This window comes from Burkholderia lata, from assembly GCF_902499025.1.
GTDB lineage: Bacteria > Pseudomonadota > Gammaproteobacteria > Burkholderiales > Burkholderiaceae > Burkholderia > Burkholderia lata_C.
Window position 1 is genome coordinate 1 of record NZ_CABVPW010000068.1, and the last position, 23,833, is coordinate 23,833.

Here is a 23,833-nt window from a genome sequence, read left to right on the forward strand (position 1 = left end):
GGCGCGTGTGGCGGGCGTCGCACCGGCCGTGCGCGGGTGCGACGCCTGCGTGAGGGGGGCCATGCGCGCCTGGCACATGCGCCGGGTGGTGTGCGTGCGCGCGGCGGGGCAGGTCGTGTGGCGCGGGCCGCGCCCGGCGCGGTTGTAAAAACGACCGCGTCGCGCGGGCGACGCGTTGCGTCAGCGGTTCACGAGCCGGGCCGGGTAGGCGAGCGCGAGGGCGCAGCCGACCACCATGCATGCGGCAAAGCCGTACAGCCCCGCGCTTTGCGAATGGAACGTGTCGCGCAGCCAGCCGATGAAATAGGTGCTGCCGAACCCGCCGAGGTTGGCGATCGAGCACGCGAACGCGATCCCGCCTGCGGCGGCCGAACCCTTCAGGAACGTCGAAGGCAATGCCCAGACGACCGGCATCGCGGCGGCCGCGCCTGCGTTGATCAGCGAGAACAGCAGCACGGTCCCGAGCGTGCCGTGCGATGACGATGCCGCGATCGCCAGCGCGACGGCCGACACCATGAACGGCACGACGATATGCCAGCGGCGTTCGCGCGCGCGGTCGGAACTTGCGCCGCAGTACAGCGTGGCGAGCACGGCCGCGGCATTCGGGATCACCATCAGCCAGCCGATGTGATACGCATCCTTCACGCCCGTGTCGCGCAGGATCGTCGGCAGCCAGAAGCTCACCGCATAGAGGCCGAGCAGCACGCACAGGTCGATCAGGCCGAGCGCCCATACCTTCGGATCGGAGAACGCCTTGCCGAGCGCATGGCTCTTGTTGCCGGACGGATCGGCGTCGAGGTTCGCGCGCAGCGCGTGCTTCTCGTCGGCATTCAGCCATTGCGCGGATTCGATGTTGTTGGGCAGCCAGCGCAGCACCGCGAAGCCGAGCAGCACCGACGGCAGCGCCTCGAGCAGGAACAGCCACTGCCAGCCGCCGAGCCCGTGCGCGCCGTCGAACGCGCGCATGATCCACCCGGAGATCGGGCTGCCGATCATGCTCGACAACGGCAGCCCGACCATGAACAGCGCGACGATCCGCGCGCGGCGCGCGTCGGGATACCACTGCGTCAGGTACAGCAGCACGCCGGGCAGGAAGCCGGCCTCGGCCGCGCCGAGCAGGAAGCGCACGAGGTAGAACTGCGTCGGCGTGTGCACGAACATCGTCGCACCCGACAGCAGGCCCCACGTGATCATGATCCGCGCGATCCACAGCTTTGCGCCGACGCGTTGCAGCACCAGGTTGCTTGGGACTTCGAACAGGATGTAGCCAGCGAAGAACAGGCCGGCGCCGAGCCCGTACACGGTATCGCTGAACTTCAGCGCGTCGAGCATCTGGAGTTTCGCGAGCCCGATGTTGATGCGGTCGAGATAGGCCGCGAAGTAGCACAGGCAGAAGAGCGTGATCAGGCGTAGCGTGACCTTGCGATAGAGATTTCCGTGCAGCGCGTCGTCGGGGGAAACGGCGGCGCTCGGGTGTGCGGTAGACATGGGATTGCCCCTGTTCGAATGTGTCGGATGAATGGGTGGCCGATCGACGCGAGCGGACGTTCCGCTGCGCACTGGAGTCTGTATATCACGGCAATTAAATAGCGTACACACTAGAAAATACCGAATCGCACAGGCACGATTCCGGCCACATATCGGCAAGCGTTTGCGTAATAAAAACCACGTGTTTGGAGAGGTTTTTGATGGAAATGAGCGCGGGTTGAAAGGGGGTGGAGAGGTGTGGGGTCATGCACAAAATTCGTGCGTATGCGCTTAAAACTAAAGTGTGTGCACGAAAGTCTGCCGATGCACGCAAGCGCATGCGCAGCAACAGGGTCGAATGTGAATCACATGCCGTCTCGGCGACATTCTCGGCGGACGATGCGTAGCGGTCAGGCGATCGTCAGGTGCGCTGCACGCCGGGCGCTGCGGATCCTGATGCACCGCAATGAAGCGGCAACCCGGCTGCCGGTCGTGCCGAATTGAGGGTGTACACTGCTTGTCTTTCCCTTACATGCGGCGCGGGCCTGCACTTTCATGGCGTCTTCGAAGGATTCCTACGACTTTCACGACCAGGTCGGGCACCTGCTGCGCCGCGCGTATCAGCGGCACGTGTCGATCTTCCAGGAAGCGATTCCCGATTCGGATCTCACGGCCGCGCAGTTCGTCACGCTGTGTGCGGTCAAGGAGCGCCAGGGGTGCTCGCTGAACGACATCGTCAAGGCGACCGCGATCGACCAGGCGACGATCCGCGGCGTGGTCGATCGCCTGAAGGCGCGCGCGCTGATCGAGGTGCTGCCCGATCCGAACGACGGCCGCAAGCTGATCGTGCGCGCCACTGCGACCGGCCAAGTGCTGATCGACCGCACGGTGCCGTTCGCGCGGCAGGTGACGGAGCGCACGTATGGGGCGCTCAATCCGGGCGAGCGGGTCGCGCTGCAGTTCCTGCTGCGCAAGATGATGGAAGAAGACGGCGACGCGTGATGCGCGTCGCTCGCGGGGCGGCGGTGATGTCAGGTGGGGCGATCCGTCTGTCGGCCGGCTGGATCCTGCGATGAAGCCGGTGGCCCCTAAACCGTGCCCGTTGCCATCCGTGCATCAGCCGCATCGGCCGTCATCAACCGGCCTGCGTCGCGCAACGCAGCCCGGACCGTCTCCGGCGTAAACGGCGGCGCGTAGAACCGCACGCCTGTCGCATCGAACAACGCGTTCGCGACGGCGGCAGGGCCCGGCACCGACGCCGATTCTCCCGCGCCGAGCGGCGGCTCGCCTTGTCTCGGCATCAGGACGACATCGACGTCCGGCACTTCCGCGAAGGTCAGAATCGGATAGCTCGCCCATTCGCGCGACGCGACCTTGCCGTCGGCGAAGCGCACGCGCTCCTTCAGCGTGCGGCTCAATACCTGGATCACGTTGCCATGGATCTGGTGGCGCACGCCATCGGGGTTGATCATCGTGCCCGTGTCCTGGCCGACCGTGACGCGTTCGATGCGGATCTCGCCCGACACGCGATCGACGTTCAGATCGACGATCCATGCCGACCACGCCGCGCCGAAGCCGGGGAAGCGGCTGTGCACGTAGCGCGCGTAGGCGATCCCGCGGCCGCGCACGAGCCTCGGCATAGCGGGTTCATGCGGCGTGCGCTGCACGCGCGGCGTCCAGCCCGCGCGGTCGGCCACGGCCTGCAGCATTTCGGTCGCGCGCGTGTCCTGCAGATGGCGCAGCCGGAACGCAAGCGGGTCGACGCCGGTCAGCGCCGCGCATTCGTCGACGAACGCATCGTGCGCGAACGAGTTCGGCAGTGCCGACACGCCGCGCAGCCACGACGCGCGCACGAGCGGTGCGAGATCCTCGCAGACGAAGCGGCGATGCGGGCTCGCGTATGGCGACACGGCCGTGCGGTCGCCCATCTCGAACACGCGCGGCTCGGGCGCGATCGTGCCGGTCAGCAGCGCCGCGAGCAGCGGCGCGTCGTTCGACGGGTAGCGCGTCGTGAAGTCGTAGCCGAGCAGGCGGCCGTCACGCGTGACGGTGCCGGTCACCTGCATCAGCTGGCCCGTGCCTTTCGGTTCCCACAGATGCTCGTCCGCGCGCGACAGCTGCACGCGCACCGGGCGGCCGACCGCGCGCGACAGCAGCAGCGCGTCGCCGCACACGTCGTCCGCACCGTTGCGGCCGTAGCAGCCGGCCGCTTCCATCCGCACCACGTCGAAATCGGCTTCGTCGCGCGCGACGAGCGTCGCGAGGTCGTAGCGCAGCGATACCGGATTCTGCGTGCCGGACCACACGGTGATTCGGCCGTCGCCGGGCTCACGGTAGTCGGCGAGCGCGCATGACGGGCCGATCGAGCCGTGCATCTGGAACGGCCACGCATAGGTGCGCGACAGCGTAATCGTGTCGGGCTGCGCGCGCGCCGCATCGACATCGCCTTCATCGAGCAGCACGCGGCGCTTGGCCGGCGCGGCGGCGATCGCGGCAGCCGGCGCGTCGAGCGGCGGCAGCGCCGGGAGTGGCCGCCACGTCACGCGCAGCTGGCGCGCCGCGCGGATTGCGTGTTCCTCGCGCTCGGCCACCACGCCGACGAAATCGCCGATCGCGACGACGGCCACGAGCCCCGGCACGTCGGCCACCGACGCGCGGTCGACGTCGACGAGCGAGGTGCCGACGAATGCGCCGCTGTCGTGGCCCGCATACGGCGGCCGCACGACACGGCCGTGCAGCATGCCCGGCACACGCATGTCGTGCACGAACGTGAGCTGGCCGGTTGCCTTCGCGGGCAGGTCGACGCGCGGCGACGACCTGCCGACGATCCGGTACTGGGCCGGATCTTTCGTGCGGGTGTTCAGATCCAGCGTCAGCGCGATCCGGTGCGCGGCGACGAGCGTGGCGAACGTGGCCGTTTGCCCGTTTGCCGAGATCGTCGCATCGTCGATGTGCAGTTGCGCCGCGTCGACACCGAACCGTTCGGCGGCGAGCGCCAGCAGCGCGTGACGCGCCTGCGCGGCCGCGCAGCGCAGCGGCGTCGCGGAAATCTGGATCGTCGCGCTCGCGATGGTCGGGCCCTGGTTCGGTGTCGCGGCCGTGTCGCCGAGCACCATCGTCACGCGCGCGGCCGGCACGTCGAGTTCCTCGGCGACGATCTGCGCGAGCGACGTGCGGATGCCGGTGCCGAGATCGACGTGGCCGTTGAACGCGAGGATGCGGCCGTCGTCGAGAATCGCGACGAACACTTCCGGCAGCCCCGGCACGTAGGACGACAGACTGCCCGGCTGGCCGGGCGCCGGCTTGACGGGCGGCGCGGGCGGCCGGATCACGGTCAGGCAGCCGTTGCGCGCGAGCAGTTCGGAGCGGTTCACGGATGAAGGATCCTGTCAAGGGAGGGGCGTCGCGCGGCCGGCAGCGGCGTACGCGGGGCGAGGCGGCCGGCGGCCGGGGTGTCCTGTTCCCGGTGTGCGGCGGGCGCAACGGCGGTCGCCGTCGCGAGCGCGTGCGTCGTCAATCTAGGCCGCCAAAAGCGCAGCGTCAATCGCGCGGGCGGGCGCCGGCCAGTGGCGCCGCCGGCCCGCCGCGCCGATTCAGCGCGTGCGCGCCTGCACCGCATCGATCGCCGCGATCGCATCGTCGAGCGGCATCACCGCCGCGTATTTCTGCTGCATGTCGAACAGGTTCGCGTCGTGCGGCGCGATCGCGCGATCGCCGACGCAATCGGCGAGCACGAGCGGGCGGAACCCGTGCGACATCGCGTCGACGACGCTCGCGCGCACGCAGCCGCTCGTCACGGCGCCCGCGACGAGCAGCGTCTGCACTGCGCGTTGCGCGAGCCACGGCGCGAGTTGCGTGCCGAAGAATGCGGACGGCACGGTCTTGCGCACGACGAGCTCACCGGGCGCGGGCGTGAGTTCCGGCACGATCGCGCTGTTCGGATGGTGCTCGGTCAGCGTTGCCATGCCGGGCACCTTCAGCGAGAACACGTTGTCGTCGCTGCCGTCGTCCGCGTACACGATGCGGCTGTGCGCGACCGGCCAGCCGCGTTCGCGCGCCAGCGCGAGCGCATGCGTCGTGCGCGCGATCGCCGGCGCGATGTTGCCGCCGCCGAACGTCGCGGGATCGGCGAAGCCGACCACGAAGTCGACGATCAGCAGGCCGATATTGCCGTGCGGCGGCAGCGGCGTGCCGAAACCCTGCTGGCGATAGACGTTCGCTTCGGCGTGGCGGGAGAGATCGTTCATGGTATCGGGGGCTCGTCGGTCAGGCGGGTTGGTCGGTCACGCGGCCGTCGCGCACGACGGTTGCGCCGTCGAGTTCGACCGTGCAGCGGCGCAGCGGGATGTCGATGTGGCAGGTGGTCGTGCGGCCGCCGCCGCCTTCGTTGTTCGGGCCGAGCGAGAACAGGAAGTTGCCCTCGAACGCGCGCGCGTCCATCCCGATCGTCGCTTCGCGGTCGTACAGCCCGAGCGTCGACCAGCGCGCGCGCGGCTGCAGCCCCCAGCCGATATGCGAGATCGCGTAGCCCTCGGGGTCGGCGAACGTTTCCATGTAGTCGCGCAGCAGGTCGGCGTCGACACCGCCTTCGATGCGCGTCGCATAACCGCCTTCGACGGTCAGTACGATCGGCTCGCTCACGTAGTGCTTCTGCGGCAGCAGGATGTCGCCGCGATCGATCACGATCGTGCCGCGCGCGGTGCGGTCGTTCGGGTAGGTCAGCGCGAAGCCGCTCGGCCAGTGGTCCCAGCGGCCCGGCGCATCGACGAAGCCGTATTCGGCCGTCGGCGGGAACTCGCCGAGCGGGCACACGAGCGCGGTGCCGGCCGCCGACGTCACGCGCATCTCGCGCGCGGCGGCGAGGTGCTTCGCCGCGGCGAGCACGCGCGTGCGATCGACCAGCGTCGGCACCATCCGCACGAGTACCTCGGGCGGCTCGACCGCGAGCAGGATCTTCGTGCCGGACTTCAGGATCTCGTGCTGCTCGGGTGAGAACAGCAGCGTCATCAGGTCGAGCACGAGGTCGCTCTCGCGCAGCGCGGCGATCGCGGCCTTGTTGCCGGTCAGCGGCGTCGTGCCGAGATACGCGAGCGGGTCGCGGCTGAACGCCTTGTCGCCGTTCACCGGCGGCAGGTCGAGCCGGTTGACGATCGCGCCCATCGATTGCGTCGCGATCAGCGCGCACGACAGCGTCTGCGGGTGGGTGGCCGCGCTCGTCAGGATCGTGACGGTCTGGCCCGGTTCGAGGCGCGACAGCGTGAGGACCTGCTTCCACGCGTCGATCAGTTGGGTATCGCTGACTGGCATCGTCGGCTCCGGTAAAGGCGTGAAGGAAAGGGGCGGGCGCCGCGCGATCAGGCCGCGAGCGGCGCGCCGAGGAAGTCGCCGAACGCCGCGTAGAAGCCGGGTGCGTTGTCCCACGGAATCATGTGACCGGCGCCGGGCACGCGCACGTGCCGCATCGATGGCGTCGCGCGCTGCAGTTCGGCGACATCGTCGTCGCGCACCACGTCGCCGCGTTCGGCGGTGATCAGCAGCGACGGCACGGCCAGCTGCGCGGCGTCCGCGTGGAAATCGTCCGTATGAAAACCCTCGTACGTCGCGCGCACCGCGCGCTCGTCGCAGGTATGCAGCCATTCGGCGCGCAACTGCAGTTCGGCATCGGTCCAGGTCGGGCAGAACGCGCGCATGCCTTCGGCGTCGATGCCGGCGCGCGCGAGCGCCATCGAGTCGATGTACCACGGCAGCTTGCCCGGATAGTCGCGGCGGTTCGGGCCCGACACCGGTGGATCGACGAGCACGACCGATTCGAGCCCGCGGATGCCGCGCCGCGCGGCGCGCGCGGCGATCCGCGCGCCCATCGAATGGCCGACGAGGCTGGTGCGCGGCAGGCCGAGTGCGGCGACGAGTGCCGCGATGTCGTCGGCCTGCGCATCGAGGCTGTAGTCGAGTGACGGCGACGCGTCGGACAGCCCGCGGCCGCGCACGTCGAGCACGTAGGTATCGAACGCCGCGCCGAATACTTCGCCGACGAAACCCCACGTGATCGCGGGGCTCGTGATGCCGGGAATCAGCAAGATTGCCGGGCGCGACGCGCGCGCGCCGGTCGCGCCGCCGTAGCGCAGGTAGTGCTGGCGGATGCCGTTCGCGCGGATGTTCGCGCCGTAAAGGAAAGTCGAGGGCATGAATGGACTCCGTCGAATGGGCAGCGTTCAGTACGCGCCGGACAGCAGCGCGCCCGCGCCGGGCACGACCGGCTCGAGGTCGAGCTCGCGCAGCATCGCGTAGGTCGTCGCGATCGCGGCCGTGATCACGGGCTTGCCCGTCATCGCCTCGACCTTCGCGACGGCCGGCAGCGACGGCATCTGCACGCACGCGGACAGCACGATCGCATCGGCGTCCTGGTACGGCAGCGTCTTCACGATGTCGGGCAGGCGCGCCGGGTCGTGACGGCCGACGTCGAGGTTGTCGGGGATCTCCAGCGCGCGGTACGCGAGCACGTCGAAGCCTTCGTTGCGGATGTAGTCGACCACGAGTTCGGTCAGCGGCAACATGTACGGCGCGACGACGACGATCCGCTTCGCGCCGATCACCTTCAGTGCGTCGACGAGCGCGCCCGCACTCGTCAGCACCGGCGCCTGCGCGCCGTTGTCCGCGGTGTGCTTCGTGAGGCGCGCCTGCGACACGCGGTGGTAGCCGTGCCCCATCGCCATGATCGCGACCAGGCACGCGTAGCCGAGCACGTCGACGCGCGCATCGCTCAGTTCCACCGCGCAGCGGTCGGATTCGGCATCCATCGCCGCGAGTTCTTCCTTGACGACCTTCTTCATCCGCATCCGGCTCGAGTGATACGTGAAGCGCTCGGGGCGGATCGTTTCGCGCAGCCGCAGCATCGCGGGAATCTCGGTTTCCATCGTCGTGTTGGAACTCGGCACGATCTGGCCGATGCGGTAGGTCTTGCTCATGACGGGAGGCTCCGTGTCGGTAAGGGTGGGGCGGCGCGCGGGTGCGAGATCGCCTGAAGTCGAGCAAAGTCTAGTGTGTACATTTGAAATTGGCAATGGATCAAAATGACGTCGATCGTGCGTAGGCCGCTTGTGTGTGCGGATATCCGACGAATTATTGGTGTTTTCCCGAATGTCGTGGCGATGGGCGACAATCCGCTTGTCCTGAATAAATTGAGTGTGTACGCTATATAAACGCCATTCAATCCGCCCGCTCTCGTGCCGTATTCGGCGACGGGCCCACGATCAGGAGATCCGCATGAGCACACCCCGTATCGCAATCATCGGCGCCGGTCTCGGCGGCACGGCCGCCGCGGCGCTGCTTCAGCGCGGCGGCTACGACGTCGCGCTGTACGAGCAGGCGCCGGCGTTCTCGCGCCTCGGCGCGGGCATCCACCTTGGCCCGAACGTGATGAAGATCATGCGGCGCATCGGCTGCGAGGACGCGCTGGAGACGATGGGTTCGCATCCGGATTGCTGGTACAGCCGCGACTGGCAGACGGCCGACGTGCTCGCGCAGATCCCGCTCGGCGACTACGCGCGCAAGGCCTACGGCGCGAGCTACCTGACCGTGCATCGCGGCGATTTCCATGCATTGATGACGCAGGCGGTGACGCCCGGCACGATCCGCTTCGGCAAGCGGCTCGCGGCGGTGGAGGACACCGGCGACGCGGTGCGCCTGACGTTCACCGACGGCAGCGTCGAGACGGCCGACATCGTGATCGGCGCGGACGGCGTGAATTCGCGGATCCGCGAGCACCTGCTCGGTGCGGAGCCGCCGCGCTACACGGGATATGTCGCGCACCGTGCGGTGTTCCCGGCGTCGCTGCTCGGCAACAAGCCGTACGACATGTGCGTGAAGTGGTGGTCGGAGGATCGCCACATGATGGTCTACTACGTGACCGAGAAGCGCGACGAGTATTACTACGTGACCGGCGTGCCGCAGGCCGAATGGCCCGAAGGCGTGTCGATGGTCGACAGCAGCCGCGACGAAATGCGCGAGGCGTTCGCGGGTTTCCATAACGACATCCAGCACCTGATCGACGTATCGCCGTCGATCACCAAGTGGCCGCTGCTCGAGCGCGATCCGCTGCCGTTGTGGAGCCGCGGCCGGCTCGTGCTGCTCGGCGACGCGTGCCATCCGATGAAGCCGCACATGGCGCAGGGCGCGGCGATGGCGATCGAGGATGCCGCGATGCTCGCGCGCTGCCTCGACGAAGTCGGTGTCGGCGACTACGCGGGTGCGTTCGCGCTGTACGAGGCGAATCGCGCGGCGCGCGCGTCGAAGGTGCAGCTCGTATCGCACAACAACACGTGGCTGCGCACGAACGAGGATCCGTCGTGGGTGTTCGGCTATGACGTGTTCGACGTGCCGCTCGTCTCGCCGTCGCGCGACAGCGTCACGGCCGTGGCCTGACGCGTACGCGGTGCCCGCGCCGGCCGGCGCTTCGCCGTCGGCGCCACCAGCGCCGCTGCGCGGGTACGCGTGTTTTTCGGCGTGTTATATGTCAGGCGCGCGCCGGCGGGCGCACACCGGCGGCAGTGCCCGCAGCCGGTCGCCCGCAGCCGGTCGCCCTCGGCCCGCGCGCCGCATTCCGGATCCATTCATGTCCCATCCCGCTTCTCCGTCGCGGCCGCTGGCGTTTCGCGTGAACGGCACGCCGCACACCTTCGTCGAGGCTGCGCCCGACGCGCCGCTGCTGCTGGTCTTGCGCAACGACTGCGCGCTCAACGGCCCGAAATACGGCTGCGGGCTCGGGCAGTGCGGCGCGTGCACGGTGCTGGTCGACGGGCAGGCGACGCGTTCGTGCGTCGTGCCGGCCGCTGCCGCGAGCGGGCGCGACGTCACGACGCTGGAGGGGCTCGGGTCGCGCGACGCGCCGCATCCGATCCAGCGCGCGTTCATCGACGAGCAGGCCGCGCAATGCGGCTATTGCCTGAACGGGATGATCATGAGCACGAAGGCGCTGCTCGACCGCGATCCCGCGCCGGACGATGCGGCGATCCGCGATGCGTTGCGCTTCAATCTTTGCCGCTGCGGCACGCACCTGGAGATCATCCGCGCCGTGCATCGCGCGGCACGCTATCTGCGAGGCGGCGATGAAGCCTGACACCGGCTTGCCCGTCGAGCCGGCGTGCGTGACGGTACCCGAGCCGCGCGATGAAGCCGGCACCGATACCTTGCGCGCGCACCGCGCGCGCTACACCTGGCCGATCGGCGATGCGCATGCAGACACGCAGGTATCGCTCGACGTCGAAACACGGACCGCGTCCGACGGGCGAATGACGACCTGGCGCTATCGCGCGCAGGCGGCCGGTATGGGCGCTGTCACGGACGATTTTCATGCGCAGCACGGTGCGACGACCGAACGCGCGGATACCGGCCCCGTCGCGCCGTTCGTCTACCGGCACGCACAGACGTCGGTCGAACTCGCGGATGCCGGCCACGCGATTCCCGGACACGCGCACGTGTTCGCGCGCGAATCCTTCGTCGACGAACTGGCGGGTGCATTGCGGCGCGACCCTGTCGCGTTGCGCCTGCAGCATCTCGATGCGGCGCGGGACGCGGGGCCGCGCGAGATTATCCGGATGGTCAGCGAGCGCGCGGCATGGGGCACACCGGCCGCGGTCGACCCGGGTGCCCATGCGCGCCTGAGCGGACGCGGCTTCGCTTTTGATGGCGCCGCAGCGTCTTCCGGCAACCCGCCGCCGGTAGCCGACGCGATACGCGACGGCGACGCGCGCTGGTCCGCCTGGGTCGTCGATCTCGATGTCGATCGCGCGACGGGCGACGTCGCGGTACGACGCGTCGTGGCCGGGCAGGGTGCCGGCGAACCGGGCGACCCGTCGATGGCCGGCTTGCCGGCGTGGCAGATCGAGGCGGCGATTTCGCGCGTGATGGGCACGCGCTTGTCCGCCCGGCCCGCGCACGACGAAACCGATGCGGGTGCGCAGCCGGATGCGATCGCCCACGAACTCGTTGCGTTCGACGCCACCGCGCATCGCGCGCACGGCGACCTGTCCGAGCACGATGCGCGCCGGATCGAGCAGGCCGCGGCGCCCGCGGCGGCCGCGATCGCGAACGCGCTGTACGACGCGACAGGCGTGCGGTTTCGCGCACCGCCGTTCGACGCCGAGCACATCCGCGCGGCGCTCGCGCGACCGGTGCCGGCCGATTCCGGCGAAGCGGGGCACGACGTCCCGCGTCGCGCATCGCGCTGGCGCCGCTGGCTGGCCGGCGGCGGCGTGGGCGGGGTGGTCGGCGGGCTGATCGGCCTGGCCTGCGCGATCCTGCCGGGCCCTGCGCCGATCGCACCCGTCGCGCCCGGCAGCGCGGACGGTGCGATGTGGAGCGCGGCGACGCTCGAGCGCGGCCGGCTGGTCGCCCTCGCCGGCGATTGCGCGGTGTGCCACACCGCGCCCGGCGGCGCGACCAATGCAGGCGGGCTCGCGCTCGATACGCCGTTCGGCACGATCTACACGACCAATCTCACGCCCGATCCGGAAACCGGCATCGGCACGTGGTCGTATCCGGCCTTCGCGCGCGCGATGCGCGAAGGCATCTCGCGCGACGGCACGCACCTGTACCCGGCGTTTCCGTACACGGCGTTCGCGAAGCTGAGCGAGCCGGACCTGCTTGCGCTCTATGCGTACCTGATGTCGCAGCCGCCGGTGAAGCACGTGCCGCCGAAGACGAAGCTGCCGTTCCCGCTCGACCAGCGGCGCCTCGTCGCCGGCTGGAACTGGCTGTTTCACGAGACGCGGCCGTTCGCGCCGGACCCGGCACGCTCCGCGATGTGGAATCGCGGCAAGTATCTGGTCGACGGCGCCGGGCACTGCGGCGCGTGCCATACGCCGCGCAACGCGCTGGGCGCGGAGAAGGGCGGTTTTGCATACCTGTCGGGCGGCGCAGCCGAGGGATGGGTCGCGCCGCCGCTCGTCGCGTCGCCGGCTACGCCGGTGCCGTGGACCGAAGGCGCGCTGTTCGACTACCTGCGCACGGGCTTCTCCGCGCAGCATGGCGTGGCGGCCGGGCCGATGGCGCCCGTCGTCGCGGGGCTCGCGTCGCTGCCCGAGGCCGATGTCCAGGCGATCGCGCACTATCTCGCGTCGCTGTCGCCGCCCGTCGATGCAGCGGCCGCCGCCGACGCGGCCGCCCGTCAGGCGCGCGGCGCGGAAGCCGTTGCCACGCTGGGCCTGGAGAACGGTCGCCGTGCGTTCGACGCCGCGTGTGCGGTCTGTCATGCGGAATCGGGCGGCGTCGGGCATTTCGGTGTGCGCCCGCTGATGGGGCTCAACACGAGCGTCAGCCAGGCCGCGCCGGACAACCTGTTGCGTGTGCTGCATCACGGGATCGACCAGCCGGCCACCGGCGAACTCGGCTACATGCCGGGTTTTGGCGACGCGTTCGACGACCGGCAGATGGCCGAGCTCGCCGCGTACATCCGCGCGCGCTACGCGCCGGGACAGCCGGCGTGGCGGAACCTCGAGGAAGCGTCGGCAAGGATCCGGTACGACGCGGCGCACTGATCGGCCGCCGCCCAACGAGCGGCCGCCGGACCCGCCGGGCAAATCTACCCGCTGGCGGCATCTGGCCCTGAAACTGGCCGGAAATATTGCCCCATTTTCATCATCGTTTAACCATTCGAAACAATGTGTTCACTGAAAGGGGCATGATCTCCGGCGATCGAGCAGGCATACTGTCGGCTATGTTGCTCAATGCGCGTCGAACGGCGCGCGCTTGCCCCCATGTCTACTCCAGTATCCTTTCGAACCTTGCGATGGTTGACCGTCGCGGCTGCTGCATGCTTGCTCGCCGCGTGTTCGACCGCTTCCGACGTGACCGCGACGTCGAACCCGAACGTGTTTACCGTGACGACGCGCACGGTCGGCGTGTCGACGACGTGGGCCGACGCTCATACGAAGGCCATCGACGAAGCCACCAACTACTGCACGCAGCGCGGCATGCGCGCGAGCATGAAGCAGGAATCGCTGACCAGCGGCAGCCGTGTCGGCGCGCGCTCCGAACTTGCGTTCGAGTGCCATCCGACCTTCGAGACGGCGTCGGACCCTCGCGGTTGAGCCACCGGCGGCGCTGATGCGCCGTCACTACCCGCGTTTTCCTTTCCCCGGATACAAAACGACCCGCGATGCTGTTCACGCACATCGCGGGTCGGCGCACGTCCGTCGTCGGGAGTGGCTGTTGCGGTTACGCCGGCTGCGCCTCGTACAGCTTCACGCACGCGGAGAAGTCGAGCGTGCCGAGCCCTTGCTGGCTCATCGACTGATAGAGCTGCTGCGCGAGCGCGCCCATCCACACCGGCTGGTGCGCATTGCGTGCCGCTTCGGTCGCGAGCCCGAGATCCTTCAGCATCAGGTTCGCCGCGAACCCGCCCGCGTAGCCGCGCGCGGCCGGCGCGGTGTCGCTCACGCCCGGATACGGGTTGTACGTGTCCGAGCTCCAGCAGCGGCCGGTCGACGTATTGATGATGCCGGCCAGCACGGCCGGATCGATCCCGAGCGCGGCGCCGAGCGCCATCGCTTCCGATACGCCCATCATCGAGATCCCGAGCAGCAGGTTGTTGCAGATCTTCGCGATCTGCCCGGTGCCCGTGCCGCCGCAATGCACGACGTTCTTGCCCATGTCGAGCAGCACGGGGCGGATGCGCTCGAACAGCGCGGCGTCCGCGCCGACCATGAAGGTCAGCGTGCCGGCCTGCGCACCGCCCGTGCCACCCGACACGGGCGCGTCGGCGAGCGGGAAGTCGCGCTGCGCGGCGGCGTCGGCCACCGCGCGGACGGTGCCCGGATCGATCGTGCTGCAGTCGATCAGCGCAGCGCCGGCGCGCGCGCCGGCCAGCACGCCGTCGTCGCCGAGATAGACCGCGCGCACGTGCTGCGCGGCCGGCAGCATCGTGATCACGACCGCGCCGCGCGCGGCCGCTTCACGCGGCGAGCCGGCGGCCGTCGCGCCGGCTCGCACCGCGACGTCGACCGCATGCGCGTCGAGGTCGAATACCGTCAGCGTGTGGCCGGCTTTCAGCAGGTTGGCGGCCATCGGGCCGCCCATGTTGCCGAGTCCGATGAATGCAATTTCCATGTGTAGGTCTCCGTGTCGACCGGACTTGGCGCTTGAGCGCCTAGTCCGGTCCCATGCTCCGCATTCAGCGCAGCGCGATCGTCGTGTTCACGCCGCCGGCCGTCGCATCGTCGTCGAACCAGCGCGCGGTGACCGTCTTCGTCTGCGTGTAGAACTGCACGACCTGCTTGCCGTACGGGCCGAGATCGCCGAGCTTCGAGCCGCGCGAGCCCGTGAAGCTGAAGTAGGGCACCGGCACCGGGATCGGGATGTTGATGCCGACCTGGCCGATGTCGATCTCGCTCTGGAACTTGCGTGCCGCCGCGCCGCTCTGCGTGAACAGGCCTACGCCGTTGCCCATCGGGTTGCGGTTGACGAGCGCGATCGCTTCGTCGAGCGTGTCGGCTTCGAGCACGACCACCACCGGCCCGAAGATTTCTTCCGTGTAGATCGACATGTCGGTCGTCACGCCCGAGAAGATCGTCGGGCCGACGAAGTTGCCCTGCTCGTAGCCGGGCACTTTCACGTTGCGGCCGTCGAGCAACAGCGTCGCGCCTTCCTTCACGCCCGAGTCGATCAGCGACAGGATGCGTTCCTTCGCCGCCTTCGACACGACCGGCCCGACGTCCGTGCCGGCTTCGGCGCCGGCATTGACCTTCAGCGCCTTCGCTTTCTCGACGAGCTCGGGCAGCCAGTCGCGCGCCTTGCCCACGAGCACGACGACCGACGTCGCCATGCAGCGCTGGCCGGCCGCGCCGAAGCCCGCGCCGACGAGTGCGTTGATCGACTGTTCGCGGTGCGCATCGGGCAGCACGACCGCGTGGTTCTTCGCGCCCATCATCGACTGCACGCGCTTGCCGTGCTGGCTGCCGAGGTTGTACACGTGCGTGCCGACGCGCGTCGAGCCGACGAACGAGATCGCCTTGATGTCCGGATGCGTGCAGAGACGGTCGACCACCGTCTTGCCGCCGTGCACGACGTTCAGCACGCCCTGCGGCACGCCGGCCTCGATCGCGAGTTCGACGAGCTGCATCGTCGACAGCGGATCCTGCTCCGACGGCTTCAGCACGAACGTGTTGCCGCACACGATCGCCATCGGGAACATCCACAGCGGGATCATGCCGGGGAAGTTGAACGGCGTGATGCCCGCGCACACGCCGATCGGCTGGCGCAGCGTGTAGGTATCGACGCCGCCCGCGACGTTTTCCGCGAATTCGCCTTGCTGCAGCGTGCCGATCGAGCACGCGTGCTCGACCACTTCGAGGCCGCGGAAGATGTCGCCCTGCGCGTCGGGCAGCGTCTTGCCTTGCTCGGCCGTCAGCGTGTGCGCGATCCGTTCGAGATTGCGGCGCACGAGATCCTGGAACTTCAGCATGATGCGCAGCCGCGCGCCGATCGGCGTCGTCTTCCACGTCTGGAATGCGCGCTGCGCGGACGCGATCGCGGCATCGACCTCGTCGAGCGTCGCAAACGGCACGCGGCCGATCACTTCCTGCGTCGCGGGGTTGACGATGTCGCCCCATTCGGCGCTTTGCGATTCGACGAACGCGCCGTCGATCAGCAGCTTGGCGGTGGGCAGGGCGAGGGTGGTCTGGGGAACTGCGGCGTTCATGGAACTCTCCGGGAAACGGTGTGGCGACAAAAAAGGCCCCCGATTCCACCGTGCTTGCGTGCACGGCGGACGGCAGGACGAACTGAAATCGATCGAATGGTGGCCGGCGTCACGCGCGTGCCGGGCGCATCAACGCGGTACACACGAGCGCGAAGACGCCGAAGCCGACGAGGTACGCGATCACGTAGTGCGGCTGGCCGCCGCCGGTCTTGAGCAGCGACGTCGCGATCATCGGCGCGAAGCCGCCGCCGATCACGCCGGCGAGCTGTACCGACAGCGAGATGCCGCTGTAGCGGATTTCCGCCGGGAACTGCTGCGCGAACAGCAGCGATTCCGGCGCATACAGGATCGGGAACACGACGCCGAGGCCGAGCACGATCGCCCACCACGCGTACGACACCTGCTGCGTGCCGAGCATCATGAAGAACGGCGCGGCGAATGCACACATCAGCACGAGGCCGATCGCGAACATCCGGCGCTGGCCGATCTTGTCGCTCAGGTGGCCGCACAGCGGCATCGTGACGAGCGACAGCGCCGCGCCGGCCGTGATCGCGTGCAGCATCTCGGCCTTCGGCAGATGCAGCTGCTGCGTCGCGTACGCGAGCGCGAACGTGACGACCATGTAGAACCAGGTGTTCTCGGCGGCGCGCGCGCCGACGATCGTCAGCACCTCGCGCGGATGGCGGCGCAGCGCGGCCGTCACCGGCGACTTCTCGGCCTTGCCCTGGCGCTGCATCTTCTCGAAGTCGGGCGATTCGGGCACCTTCGCGCGGATGAACCAGCCGAGGCCGACGAGCGCGATGCTCGCGAGGAACGGCACGCGCCAGCCCCACGACAGCATGTCGGCTTCCGGCAGCGCGGCCACCGCGGCCATCGCGACCGACGACAGGATCAGGCCGAGCCCGACGCCCGTCTGCGGCAGGCTGCCGAACAGCCCCTTGCGGCCCTTCGGCGCGTGTTCGACGGCCATCAGCACCGCGCCGCCCCATTCGCCGCCGACGGCCATCCCCTGCAGGAAGCGCATCGCGATCAGCAGCGCGGCGGCCCAGTAGCCGATGCTGTCGTACGACGGGATCAGCCCGATGATCATGCTCGGCACGCCCATCAGCAGCAGCGTGATCATCAGCATCGACTTGCGGCCGATACGGTCGCCGAAGTGGCCGAACACGATGCCGCCCATCGGCCGGCCGATGAAGCCGACCGCGAACGTGCCGAACGCGGCGAGCGTACCGACGACGGGGTCCAGCGACGGGAAGAAGATGCGGTTGAAGACGAGGGCGGCGGCCGTGCCGTAGAGGAAGAAGTCGTACCACTCGATCGTGGTGCCGGCCATGCTGGCCCAGCCGGCCAGCAGGTGGTGCTTCGCGGTGCGCTCGGGCGCCGGCGCCGCGACTGTCGCATGCTCATCGAGGGTGGATCGGGTCTGCATGGTGTCTCCGTGGTGGTTGCCGCGGCTCGTGGTCCGCAGGTCACGGTCGAGTATAGTTATGCGCAGATTCATCATGTACCGATAAAGAAACCGGTTGGATGTGCATTTATGCATATCGACGGCCGGCCCGGAGACTCCAGCCCCTTTTTCCCTCGCTAATGCGACACGCTACCGAGCCGGTTTCCGGCAACCTGAACTGGGACGACCTGCGCTTTTTCCTCGAAGTTGCGCGCACGCAGCGCGCGAGCGGCGCCGCGAAGCGGCTCGGCGTCGACTACACGACCGTCGCGCGGCGCATTCGCGCGCTCGAGGCCGCGATGGGCACGCTGCTGTTCGACAAGTCGCGTTCCGGTGGCTTCACGCTGACGGCGGAAGGGCAGCGGCTCGTCGCGTATGCGGACGCGATGGAGACGACCGTACAGTCCGCGTGCGACCAGGTCGCGAACACGGGCGAGGCGCTGTCGGGCCATGTGCGGATCGGGTCGACGGAAGGGTTCGGCTGCTTTTTCCTCGCGCCGCAGCTCGCGCAGTTTCGCGCCGAGCATCCGCACGTGACGGTCGACCTGCTGCCGGTGCCGCATTTCGTCAACCTGCCGAAGCGCGAGGCGGACCTGGCGATCACGCTCGAGCGGCCCGAGCGCGGGCCTTACGTGGTCACCAAGCTGTGCGACTACCAACTGCGGCTCTACGCGACGCGCGACTATCTCGCGAACCATGATCCGATCACCTGCACGGACGATCTCGCGCAGCACGCGTTCATCAGTTACGTCGACGATCTCGCGTTCAGCAACGAACTGCTGTACCTGGACCGCGCGGTGCCGGGCGCGACGGCCGGGCTGCGCACGACGAGCGTGATCGCGCAGTATTTCGCGGCGCTGCAGGGCGGCGGGCTCGCGATCCTGCCGTGCTTCATGGCGGCCACGCAGCCGGCGCTGGTGCCCGTGCTGCCGGACGACGTGGTCGTCACGCGGTGCTTCTGGCTGACGTGCCGCGAGGATCTGCGCAAGCTGCGGCGCGTGACCGCGCTGTGGGATTACCTGCGGGCGGCGGCGGACGCGAATCGCGCGCTGCTGTCGGGCGAATCGGGGAAGCTGAGATTCGTCGGCGAGCCGGCATAGCGCGCGAGCGTGGCGGTTGCGGCGGCAACCGCGACGATGCGATCGATCCATATGAAAAAACGGCCGACGGAGAGCCGGCCGGTTATCGGGGGGCGAACAGATGGCTTTGACGCATGCGGGCAAGGTGTTCGTGGTCTGTGTGGCCGTGTTCGGCGTAGCCGCGTACTGGCTCGCGTCGCGCATGGTGCGCCGCCAGACCGGCGGCAAGCGCGGATCGGGCGGCGCGGTCGCGTTCTGGTGGCTCGTGTGCTTTTGCCTGGTGTCGCTGTTCTTCCCGTTCGCGTACTGGATCGGCGACGAACTCTACGAACTGGCGGTGTCGCCGAAATACGAGGCGACCGTCGTGTCCTACCAGTCCGAGTGGGACACCTGCGAGCGCAGCGACAGCAGCGGGCGCACGGACAAATACCCGTGCATCAAGTACACGTCGATCCTGGCGGCCGTGATGCCGGACGGCCGGCGGGTCGTGCTGCCGGGCAACATTCGCTCGGGCAGCGTGCCGGTCATCGGCGAGCGCGTCGATGTCGTGTTGCCGCAGGGGGCGAATCAACTGCACGAACGCAGCGTGCGCAGTGTCGGGTTGCTGGCCGGCGGCGGGCTGATGGTCGCGATGATCGGGTACTTCCTCTACCTGATCGCGGCGTACGGTGCCGGCCGGAACCTCGACGGCGCGGCCCGCTTCGGCGTGGCGGCGGTGGTCAACGGGCTCGTGCCGCTCGGCGCGCTGCTGATGGAAATCGGGTTACTGAGCGTGCCTTACCGCTACTGGGTGCGGGGGAATCCGGAAGCGTGGCCGGTGTGGGTGCTGGCGCTCTGCCTGCTGTTCGCGCTCGGGCTGCTGCCCTTGCTGCTCATCTATGCGCGCACCGCGTGGCGCGCGGTCGTGAAGTAGCGGAGGCGGCGGGGTGGTTGTGCCATCATGTCGGCACCGACAGCCGCCAGGAGACGGTCGTGGAAATTCATTCGCAGTGGACGTTCGATTGCCGGCCCGAGCATGTCTGGCCGCATTTCCTCCATGCCCGGATGGACGACACGCGGCCGTTGCTGTTTCGTCTCGGTGTGCCGAAACCGGTCAGTTGCCGCGTGCTCGAAGGCGTGCCGGCCGTCGGCAACACGCGGCAGTGCACGACCGATCGCGGCACCATCGACCAGCGGATCCTCGTGCTCGACGAGCATCGCCGGCTGCGTTACCGGATGGTGGCGTCGACGGTGTGGTGCCGCGACTGGGTCGGGCTGCTCGAGGACGAATTCACGCTGACGCCCGTGGAAGGCGGCAGGACACGCGTCGAACGGCGCACCGTGTTCCGCGCCCGCGGCCTCTTCAGGCCGGTCCGGCAGATCGGGTTGTGGTTCGCATTGCAGCAGGCGCACCGGTATGCGGCCCGCAACTGGCGGCGTCTCGCGATGGCGGCGCATGGGCAGGCGGTCGCGCCGGCGCGCTAGGCTTGGCGGGGCGCGGGCGCGTAATAGATTTGCCCGATATCCGTGTCGCGCACCTGGCCGTTGCGGTCGGCGTCGGTGCGCGTATCGAAGAAATCGAACCTGCACAGATCCGGCCGGCCCAGCGCCTTCAGGACGCTCGACGTGCGCCACGCCGGCAGCCAGTCGGACCACGACAACCGCACGCCCACGAGCAGCGCGAGCAGGACACCCACCGTGAGCGGCCCGCCCAGCAGCATGGCCAGATCGATACCCCGGTCGGAAAAGCCGCCGTCACTGGTCCATAGCGCCAGGATCATGATCGGGATGAGCAGGCAGTTCGTGCCGATGAACATCCATTTCCACGCCAGCCAGAGGCTGTGCGTGAGACCGGCCAGCCCTGTGTCGCTGCACGCGTGATCCATGACCATGCGGTGCCGGTCGGGAGACGACAGCGCGAACAGGCGGCCGCGGCGATCGACCACGGCAACCACGTCGTCGCCGACGTCGAAGCATTGCCCGCCGAGGAACCCGCGGTACGACTCGCCGCCGATTTCGATTTCCACCGGAAGCTTCGCGAACAGGATCTTGCCGTTCTTCCCGACGGTCACGAACGCGTTTTCCGAGACGAAAGTTTTGGTCTCGCGCAGGTTCGCGTAGGACCACGTCGCCGGATGCTCGATCTTGTCGGCCGCGGCGTTCAACCGGGCCAGGATGAGGTCTTCGTCGGTTTGCTGAAACACCAGCGCATTGGCCGCGGCCCCGTTGCCGGTGAGGGCTGCCATGATCGGCACCACGCTGTGCGTGAACCAGTAGCCGAGCGATTTCTTGCGGGCTTCGGGATCGACGGGCGGCACCTGGCGGCTGCCGGCCGTGCCTTGGTCGGGGCGCTCGAGAAAGCGCAATGCGGTCAGTTTGCCTTCGACAAGACGCAGGGGTGACGACATAGTGGTACGCGGCCGCAAGGGACAGGGTTGGCGGAGTCTACCAGTCGTCTGACTTTATGCGCGACGCGCCCGACGCACTGTTCCGCCGGCCCTGCAGTGCGGCCGGCCGCGCGCTGCGATCGCGCATCGACCCCGGCATCAACCCGGGCAACCTAGCCGGTCGGCGAGCTCGTGCAGATCCTTGACGTCGAAGTCCCATGCATCGTCGGCTTTCAGGTCGGTCGTCTGGCCCGGCCCGTGTTCGGTCGGCCGCAGCACGAACGCGGTCGACAGCCCCTGCCGGCGCGCGGCCGCGAGATCGCCGTTGTGCGCGGCGACCAGGCACAGCTCGGCCGGTTCGACGCCGAGAATCTCGACGGTGTCGCTGTACACCTGCGGCGACGGCTTGTACGCACGGACGACCTCCGCGCCGAGAATCGCATCCCACGGCAGCCCCGCGCGTTTCGCGACGTCGACCATCAGCCTGATGTTGCCGTTCGACAGCGGCGCGATGATGAAGCGCCGCTTCAGCCGTTGCAGCGCCGCGACCGCGTCGGGCCACGGGTCGAGGCTGTGCCACGCGAGGTTGAGCGCGTCGATGTCGCCGTCGGGCACGTCGACGATCCCGTAGCGGTCGAGCGTGCGGACGAGGTTCTCGCGGTGCAGGACGTCGAGCCGCACGTAGCGGCGGCGCCCGCTGCGGATTTCTTCCATCGACGGCGAATATTCGGCCCGCCACGCATCGGCGAATTCGAGCGGGTCGAGCGCGGGGGCGTAGCGGTCGAGGAACGCGGCGGCGCCGCGTGCAACGCCGTTTCTCCAGTCGACGATCGTTCCGAAGACATCGAAAACGAGCGCCTTGATTTCGGCAGGGTTCGTCATGGTGATCCAGTGAGGGTCGATCGATGAGGTGTCGAATCGCCGTGCCGCCGGAATGCGCGACGCCGGGTTGATCGTCATTGAATCACGGATACGGAAAGGCGGTTTGGCCGGCCGCGAGGGCGTCCGGTTTGCGCCGCGTCCGGGGGGGGGGGGGCTGGGTCCTCAATGCCGCTTGCGAATCTGCACCTGCACCTTGCCGTCGCGGATCGGCATGACGTCGGGGCTGTCGTCGCCGACCTCGCTCGCGATCAGGTCGTTCAGGCGGCCGTTCATCGCGAGCAGCAGCTCGCCGTGCTGCTTCCGGTCCATCGCGAGGTTGCGCATCTCGCCCGGATCGCTTGCGATGTCGAACAGCTCGACGTCGTTGCGCGCGAACAGGTCCTCCATCGTCGTCGGCCGGTTGAATTCGAGCGGCGAGAAATAGCGCGTGAACCGGTAGCGGCCGTCGAACACGCTGCGGATCGTGCCGCGCAACCGGAAATCCGGCTGCTGCGCGAGCGCGCGACGCAACAGCTCGTCCTCCGGCACGCCTTTCTGGCGCAGCGTGCCCAGTTCCTTCAGCATCCATTCGCTGTCGTAGTAGAGCAGCATCGCGTAGTTGAACAGCGTCGCATCGCGCGCCGCGTGCCGCTTTGCATCGGCCGGCTTCGCGAGCCAGCGCGTGAGATCGTGCCCCTTCAGCGCGCTGCCGCGGATCGATGCGAGGCGCGTATCGTCGAGACCGGTGAGCCCGAGCAGCGTCGGTGCGATGTCGATGTGCGACGTCAGCGCATCGCACTGCATGCCGCCCGGATACGCGGGATGGCGGATCACGAGCGGTACGTGGTTCTGCGGCTGGTACGCGGTCGCGCCCTTGCCGACGAGCTGGTGCGCGCCGACGTGGTCGCCGTGGTCGGCCGTCATCACGACGATCGTGCGTTCGTCGAGGCCGAGCGACTGCAGCGACTGAAGCAGGCGCACGACGTGCGTGTCGCAGTCGCGCACGCAGTTGAAGTAGTTGTCCTGATAGATGCGCAGGCGTTCGTCGGTGAACGGGTAGTGCCCGACGAGGTTCGCATGCGCGGCGTTGAACATCCCGTGCGCCGGCGGCCGTCCCGGTTCGTCGTACGGCTGCCGTCGCGACGCCGCGAGCGGCACGTCGTGCCACGACGTGCGATACAGCACGTCGTTCGGCGGCGGCGCGTTGCCGAGCATCGGGTGGTTCGCGTCCTGCACCGTCGAGCCGTTCGTGTCGGTGTTCACGAACATCGCGTCGTGCGGGTTCACCAGGTTCACCGCGAGGAACCACGGCTTGCCTTCCTTCGCGAGACGCGGCGCGTGGTTGCGCATCCAGCTCACGGCGGCTTCGGCCGTGATCCCGTCGTACTGGTAGCCGCCGCGCACCGACCCGATCAGGTCGCCCACGCCGAAATAGTCGTCGAAACCGTACGACCGGATCGTGCGGTTGTAGTCGGCCACCGGGGCCGTGTACGGGCTCGCGGTTTCGTGCATCGACGCGCTCAGGTGCCACTTGCCGAGATACGCGGCGTAGTAGCCGGCGTCGCGCAGCATGTGGCCGACGGTGCGCACGTCCGGCGACATGTCCTTCTGCCAGGGCACGCCCGCGTTGTCGAGCACTCCGGTGTGCTGGATGTGCTGCCCCGTGTAGACCGTCGAGCGCGACGGCGAGCACACGCACGCGGCGATCTGGTGATGCATGAACGTGATGCCGTCGCGGCGCAGCGCTTCGCGGCCAGGCACCGGGAACGGCCAGCGGTCGAAGTGGCGTTCCTGGTCGGTCAGGATGAACAGGATGTTGTAGCCGGCGGGCGGGGCCGCGGGTGCGGCCGTCGCGCCATGGAACGCGGGTGCGGGATCGACGCCCGCGCCGGCGGCAACCGGGGCGGCCGGCGGCGTG

General features: G+C 68.8%; 20 protein-coding genes. 8 read left to right on the forward strand and 12 right to left on the reverse strand.

Features of this window, described 5'->3' with window-relative positions; translation table 11 throughout:
* Positions 1-180: 180 nt before the first annotated feature.
* Positions 181-1,488 carry an MFS transporter gene (locus BDI24065_RS39030; protein WP_175035673.1) on the reverse strand — a complete coding sequence of 436 codons (1,308 nt, stop codon included), beginning with the start codon at positions 1,486-1,488 and terminating at the stop codon, positions 181-183.
* A gap of 534 nt (positions 1,489-2,022) precedes the next feature.
* On the opposite strand from BDI24065_RS39030, the gene BDI24065_RS39035 reads away from it, so the two are divergent.
* On the forward strand, positions 2,023-2,469 hold the full coding sequence (locus BDI24065_RS39035; RefSeq protein WP_175035674.1) for a MarR family winged helix-turn-helix transcriptional regulator: 447 nt from the start codon (positions 2,023-2,025) through the stop codon (positions 2,467-2,469).
* Between the two features lie 86 nt (positions 2,470-2,555).
* Here the strand turns inward: BDI24065_RS39035 and BDI24065_RS39040 are convergent, their stop codons facing one another.
* The 5 genes from BDI24065_RS39040 to BDI24065_RS39060 form a co-directional block, all read right to left on the reverse strand.
* Positions 2,556-4,841: a xanthine dehydrogenase family protein molybdopterin-binding subunit gene (locus BDI24065_RS39040; protein ID WP_175035675.1), complete on the reverse strand. Its 2,286-nt coding sequence runs from the start codon at positions 4,839-4,841 to the stop codon at positions 2,556-2,558.
* A gap of 219 nt (positions 4,842-5,060) precedes the next feature.
* Positions 5,061-5,714, reverse strand: a complete 654-nt coding sequence (locus tag BDI24065_RS39045) for an isochorismatase family protein (protein ID WP_175035676.1) — start codon at positions 5,712-5,714, stop codon at positions 5,061-5,063.
* 19 nt (positions 5,715-5,733) lie between these two features.
* Complete coding sequence (locus BDI24065_RS39050; RefSeq protein ID WP_175035677.1) at positions 5,734-6,774, reverse strand: 2,5-dihydroxypyridine 5,6-dioxygenase; 1,041 nt, start codon at positions 6,772-6,774, stop codon at positions 5,734-5,736.
* A gap of 47 nt (positions 6,775-6,821) precedes the next feature.
* Positions 6,822-7,652 (reverse strand): alpha/beta fold hydrolase, encoded by an 831-nt coding sequence (locus BDI24065_RS39055; RefSeq protein WP_175035678.1) that lies wholly within the window; start codon positions 7,650-7,652, stop codon positions 6,822-6,824.
* Positions 7,653-7,679: 27 nt separating this feature from the next.
* Positions 7,680-8,432, reverse strand: a complete 753-nt coding sequence (locus tag BDI24065_RS39060; RefSeq protein ID WP_048246304.1) for a maleate cis-trans isomerase family protein — start codon at positions 8,430-8,432, stop codon at positions 7,680-7,682.
* 298 nt (positions 8,433-8,730) lie between these two features.
* Between BDI24065_RS39060 and BDI24065_RS39065 the strand changes: the two genes are divergently transcribed.
* From BDI24065_RS39065 to BDI24065_RS39080, 4 genes are all read left to right on the forward strand, one after another.
* A complete protein-coding gene (locus tag BDI24065_RS39065) occupies positions 8,731-9,888 on the forward strand; it encodes an FAD-dependent monooxygenase (protein ID WP_175035679.1) in 1,158 nt (385 codons plus the stop codon).
* Positions 9,889-10,078: 190 nt separating this feature from the next.
* Positions 10,079-10,582, forward strand: coding sequence for a (2Fe-2S)-binding protein (locus BDI24065_RS39070; RefSeq protein WP_175035680.1), 504 nt, complete (start codon positions 10,079-10,081; stop codon positions 10,580-10,582).
* Positions 10,572-13,001, forward strand: a complete 2,430-nt coding sequence (locus tag BDI24065_RS39075; protein ID WP_175035681.1) for a c-type cytochrome — start codon at positions 10,572-10,574, stop codon at positions 12,999-13,001. The genes BDI24065_RS39070 and BDI24065_RS39075 overlap by 11 nt, the downstream gene beginning before the upstream one ends.
* Positions 13,002-13,220: 219 nt before the next feature.
* The gene (locus tag BDI24065_RS39080; RefSeq protein ID WP_175035682.1) at positions 13,221-13,553 is read left to right on the forward strand and encodes a hypothetical protein; all 333 of its coding nucleotides are present in this window, start codon (positions 13,221-13,223) and stop codon (positions 13,551-13,553) included.
* Between the two features lie 127 nt (positions 13,554-13,680).
* Here the strand turns inward: BDI24065_RS39080 and mmsB are convergent, their stop codons facing one another.
* The 3 genes from mmsB to BDI24065_RS39095 all read right to left on the reverse strand — a co-directional run bounded on the left by mmsB (position 13,681) and on the right by BDI24065_RS39095 (position 17,591).
* The gene (gene mmsB / locus BDI24065_RS39085) at positions 13,681-14,571 is read right to left on the reverse strand and encodes a 3-hydroxyisobutyrate dehydrogenase (protein WP_175035683.1); all 891 of its coding nucleotides are present in this window, start codon (positions 14,569-14,571) and stop codon (positions 13,681-13,683) included.
* 64 nt (positions 14,572-14,635) lie between these two features.
* Complete coding sequence (locus tag BDI24065_RS39090; RefSeq protein WP_175035684.1) at positions 14,636-16,162, reverse strand: CoA-acylating methylmalonate-semialdehyde dehydrogenase; 1,527 nt, start codon at positions 16,160-16,162, stop codon at positions 14,636-14,638.
* A 109-nt stretch (positions 16,163-16,271) separates the two neighbouring features.
* Entirely contained in the window at positions 16,272-17,591 is a 1,320-nt protein-coding gene (locus tag BDI24065_RS39095) for an MFS transporter (protein WP_175035685.1), read from the reverse strand.
* A gap of 158 nt (positions 17,592-17,749) precedes the next feature.
* Between BDI24065_RS39095 and BDI24065_RS39100 the strand changes: the two genes are divergently transcribed.
* From BDI24065_RS39100 to BDI24065_RS39110, 3 genes are all read left to right on the forward strand, one after another.
* On the forward strand, positions 17,750-18,709 hold the full coding sequence (locus tag BDI24065_RS39100; RefSeq protein WP_011355628.1) for a LysR family transcriptional regulator: 960 nt from the start codon (positions 17,750-17,752) through the stop codon (positions 18,707-18,709).
* 100 nt (positions 18,710-18,809) lie between these two features.
* Entirely contained in the window at positions 18,810-19,601 is a 792-nt protein-coding gene (locus BDI24065_RS39105; RefSeq protein WP_175035686.1) for a uracil permease, read from the forward strand.
* Positions 19,602-19,660: 59 nt separating this feature from the next.
* Complete coding sequence (locus tag BDI24065_RS39110) at positions 19,661-20,152, forward strand: SRPBCC family protein (protein WP_175035687.1); 492 nt, start codon at positions 19,661-19,663, stop codon at positions 20,150-20,152.
* Here the strand turns inward: BDI24065_RS39110 and BDI24065_RS39115 are convergent.
* From BDI24065_RS39115 to BDI24065_RS39125, 3 genes are all read right to left on the reverse strand, one after another.
* Positions 20,149-20,985, reverse strand: a complete 837-nt coding sequence (locus BDI24065_RS39115; protein ID WP_254609948.1) for a hypothetical protein — start codon at positions 20,983-20,985, stop codon at positions 20,149-20,151. The two genes, BDI24065_RS39110 and BDI24065_RS39115, sit on opposite strands and share 4 nt — an antisense overlap.
* 228 nt (positions 20,986-21,213) lie before the next feature.
* The gene (locus tag BDI24065_RS39120) at positions 21,214-21,936 is read right to left on the reverse strand and encodes a haloacid dehalogenase type II (RefSeq protein WP_175035689.1); all 723 of its coding nucleotides are present in this window, start codon (positions 21,934-21,936) and stop codon (positions 21,214-21,216) included.
* A 162-nt stretch (positions 21,937-22,098) separates the two neighbouring features.
* Positions 22,099-23,833 (reverse strand): sulfatase-like hydrolase/transferase (locus BDI24065_RS39125; protein WP_217481851.1); only part of this gene is annotated, 1,735 nt, incomplete at its 5' end.

Excerpts from the sequence above, each read along its gene's own strand:
- BDI24065_RS39030 (WP_175035673.1), bottom strand. The coding sequence starts at position 1,488 with ATGTCTACCGCACACCCGAGCGCCGCCGTTTCCCCCGACGACGCGCTG.
- BDI24065_RS39035 (WP_175035674.1), top strand. The coding sequence starts at position 2,023 with ATGGCGTCTTCGAAGGATTCCTACGACTTTCACGACCAGGTCGGGCAC.
- BDI24065_RS39045 (WP_175035676.1), bottom strand. The coding sequence starts at position 5,714 with ATGAACGATCTCTCCCGCCACGCCGAAGCGAACGTCTATCGCCAGCAG.
- BDI24065_RS39050 (WP_175035677.1), bottom strand. The coding sequence starts at position 6,774 with ATGCCAGTCAGCGATACCCAACTGATCGACGCGTGGAAGCAGGTCCTC.
- BDI24065_RS39055 (WP_175035678.1), bottom strand. The coding sequence starts at position 7,652 with ATGCCCTCGACTTTCCTTTACGGCGCGAACATCCGCGCGAACGGCATC.
- BDI24065_RS39060 (WP_048246304.1), bottom strand. The coding sequence starts at position 8,432 with ATGAGCAAGACCTACCGCATCGGCCAGATCGTGCCGAGTTCCAACACG.
- BDI24065_RS39065 (WP_175035679.1), top strand. The coding sequence starts at position 8,731 with ATGAGCACACCCCGTATCGCAATCATCGGCGCCGGTCTCGGCGGCACG.
- BDI24065_RS39070 (WP_175035680.1), top strand. The coding sequence starts at position 10,079 with ATGTCCCATCCCGCTTCTCCGTCGCGGCCGCTGGCGTTTCGCGTGAAC.
- BDI24065_RS39075 (WP_175035681.1), top strand. The coding sequence starts at position 10,572 with ATGAAGCCTGACACCGGCTTGCCCGTCGAGCCGGCGTGCGTGACGGTA.
- BDI24065_RS39080 (WP_175035682.1), top strand. The coding sequence starts at position 13,221 with ATGTCTACTCCAGTATCCTTTCGAACCTTGCGATGGTTGACCGTCGCG.
- mmsB (WP_175035683.1), bottom strand. The coding sequence starts at position 14,571 with ATGGAAATTGCATTCATCGGACTCGGCAACATGGGCGGCCCGATGGCC.
- BDI24065_RS39090 (WP_175035684.1), bottom strand. The coding sequence starts at position 16,162 with ATGAACGCCGCAGTTCCCCAGACCACCCTCGCCCTGCCCACCGCCAAG.
- BDI24065_RS39095 (WP_175035685.1), bottom strand. The coding sequence starts at position 17,591 with ATGCAGACCCGATCCACCCTCGATGAGCATGCGACAGTCGCGGCGCCG.
- BDI24065_RS39100 (WP_011355628.1), top strand. The coding sequence starts at position 17,750 with ATGCGACACGCTACCGAGCCGGTTTCCGGCAACCTGAACTGGGACGAC.
- BDI24065_RS39105 (WP_175035686.1), top strand. The coding sequence starts at position 18,810 with ATGGCTTTGACGCATGCGGGCAAGGTGTTCGTGGTCTGTGTGGCCGTG.
- BDI24065_RS39120 (WP_175035689.1), bottom strand. The coding sequence starts at position 21,936 with ATGACGAACCCTGCCGAAATCAAGGCGCTCGTTTTCGATGTCTTCGGA.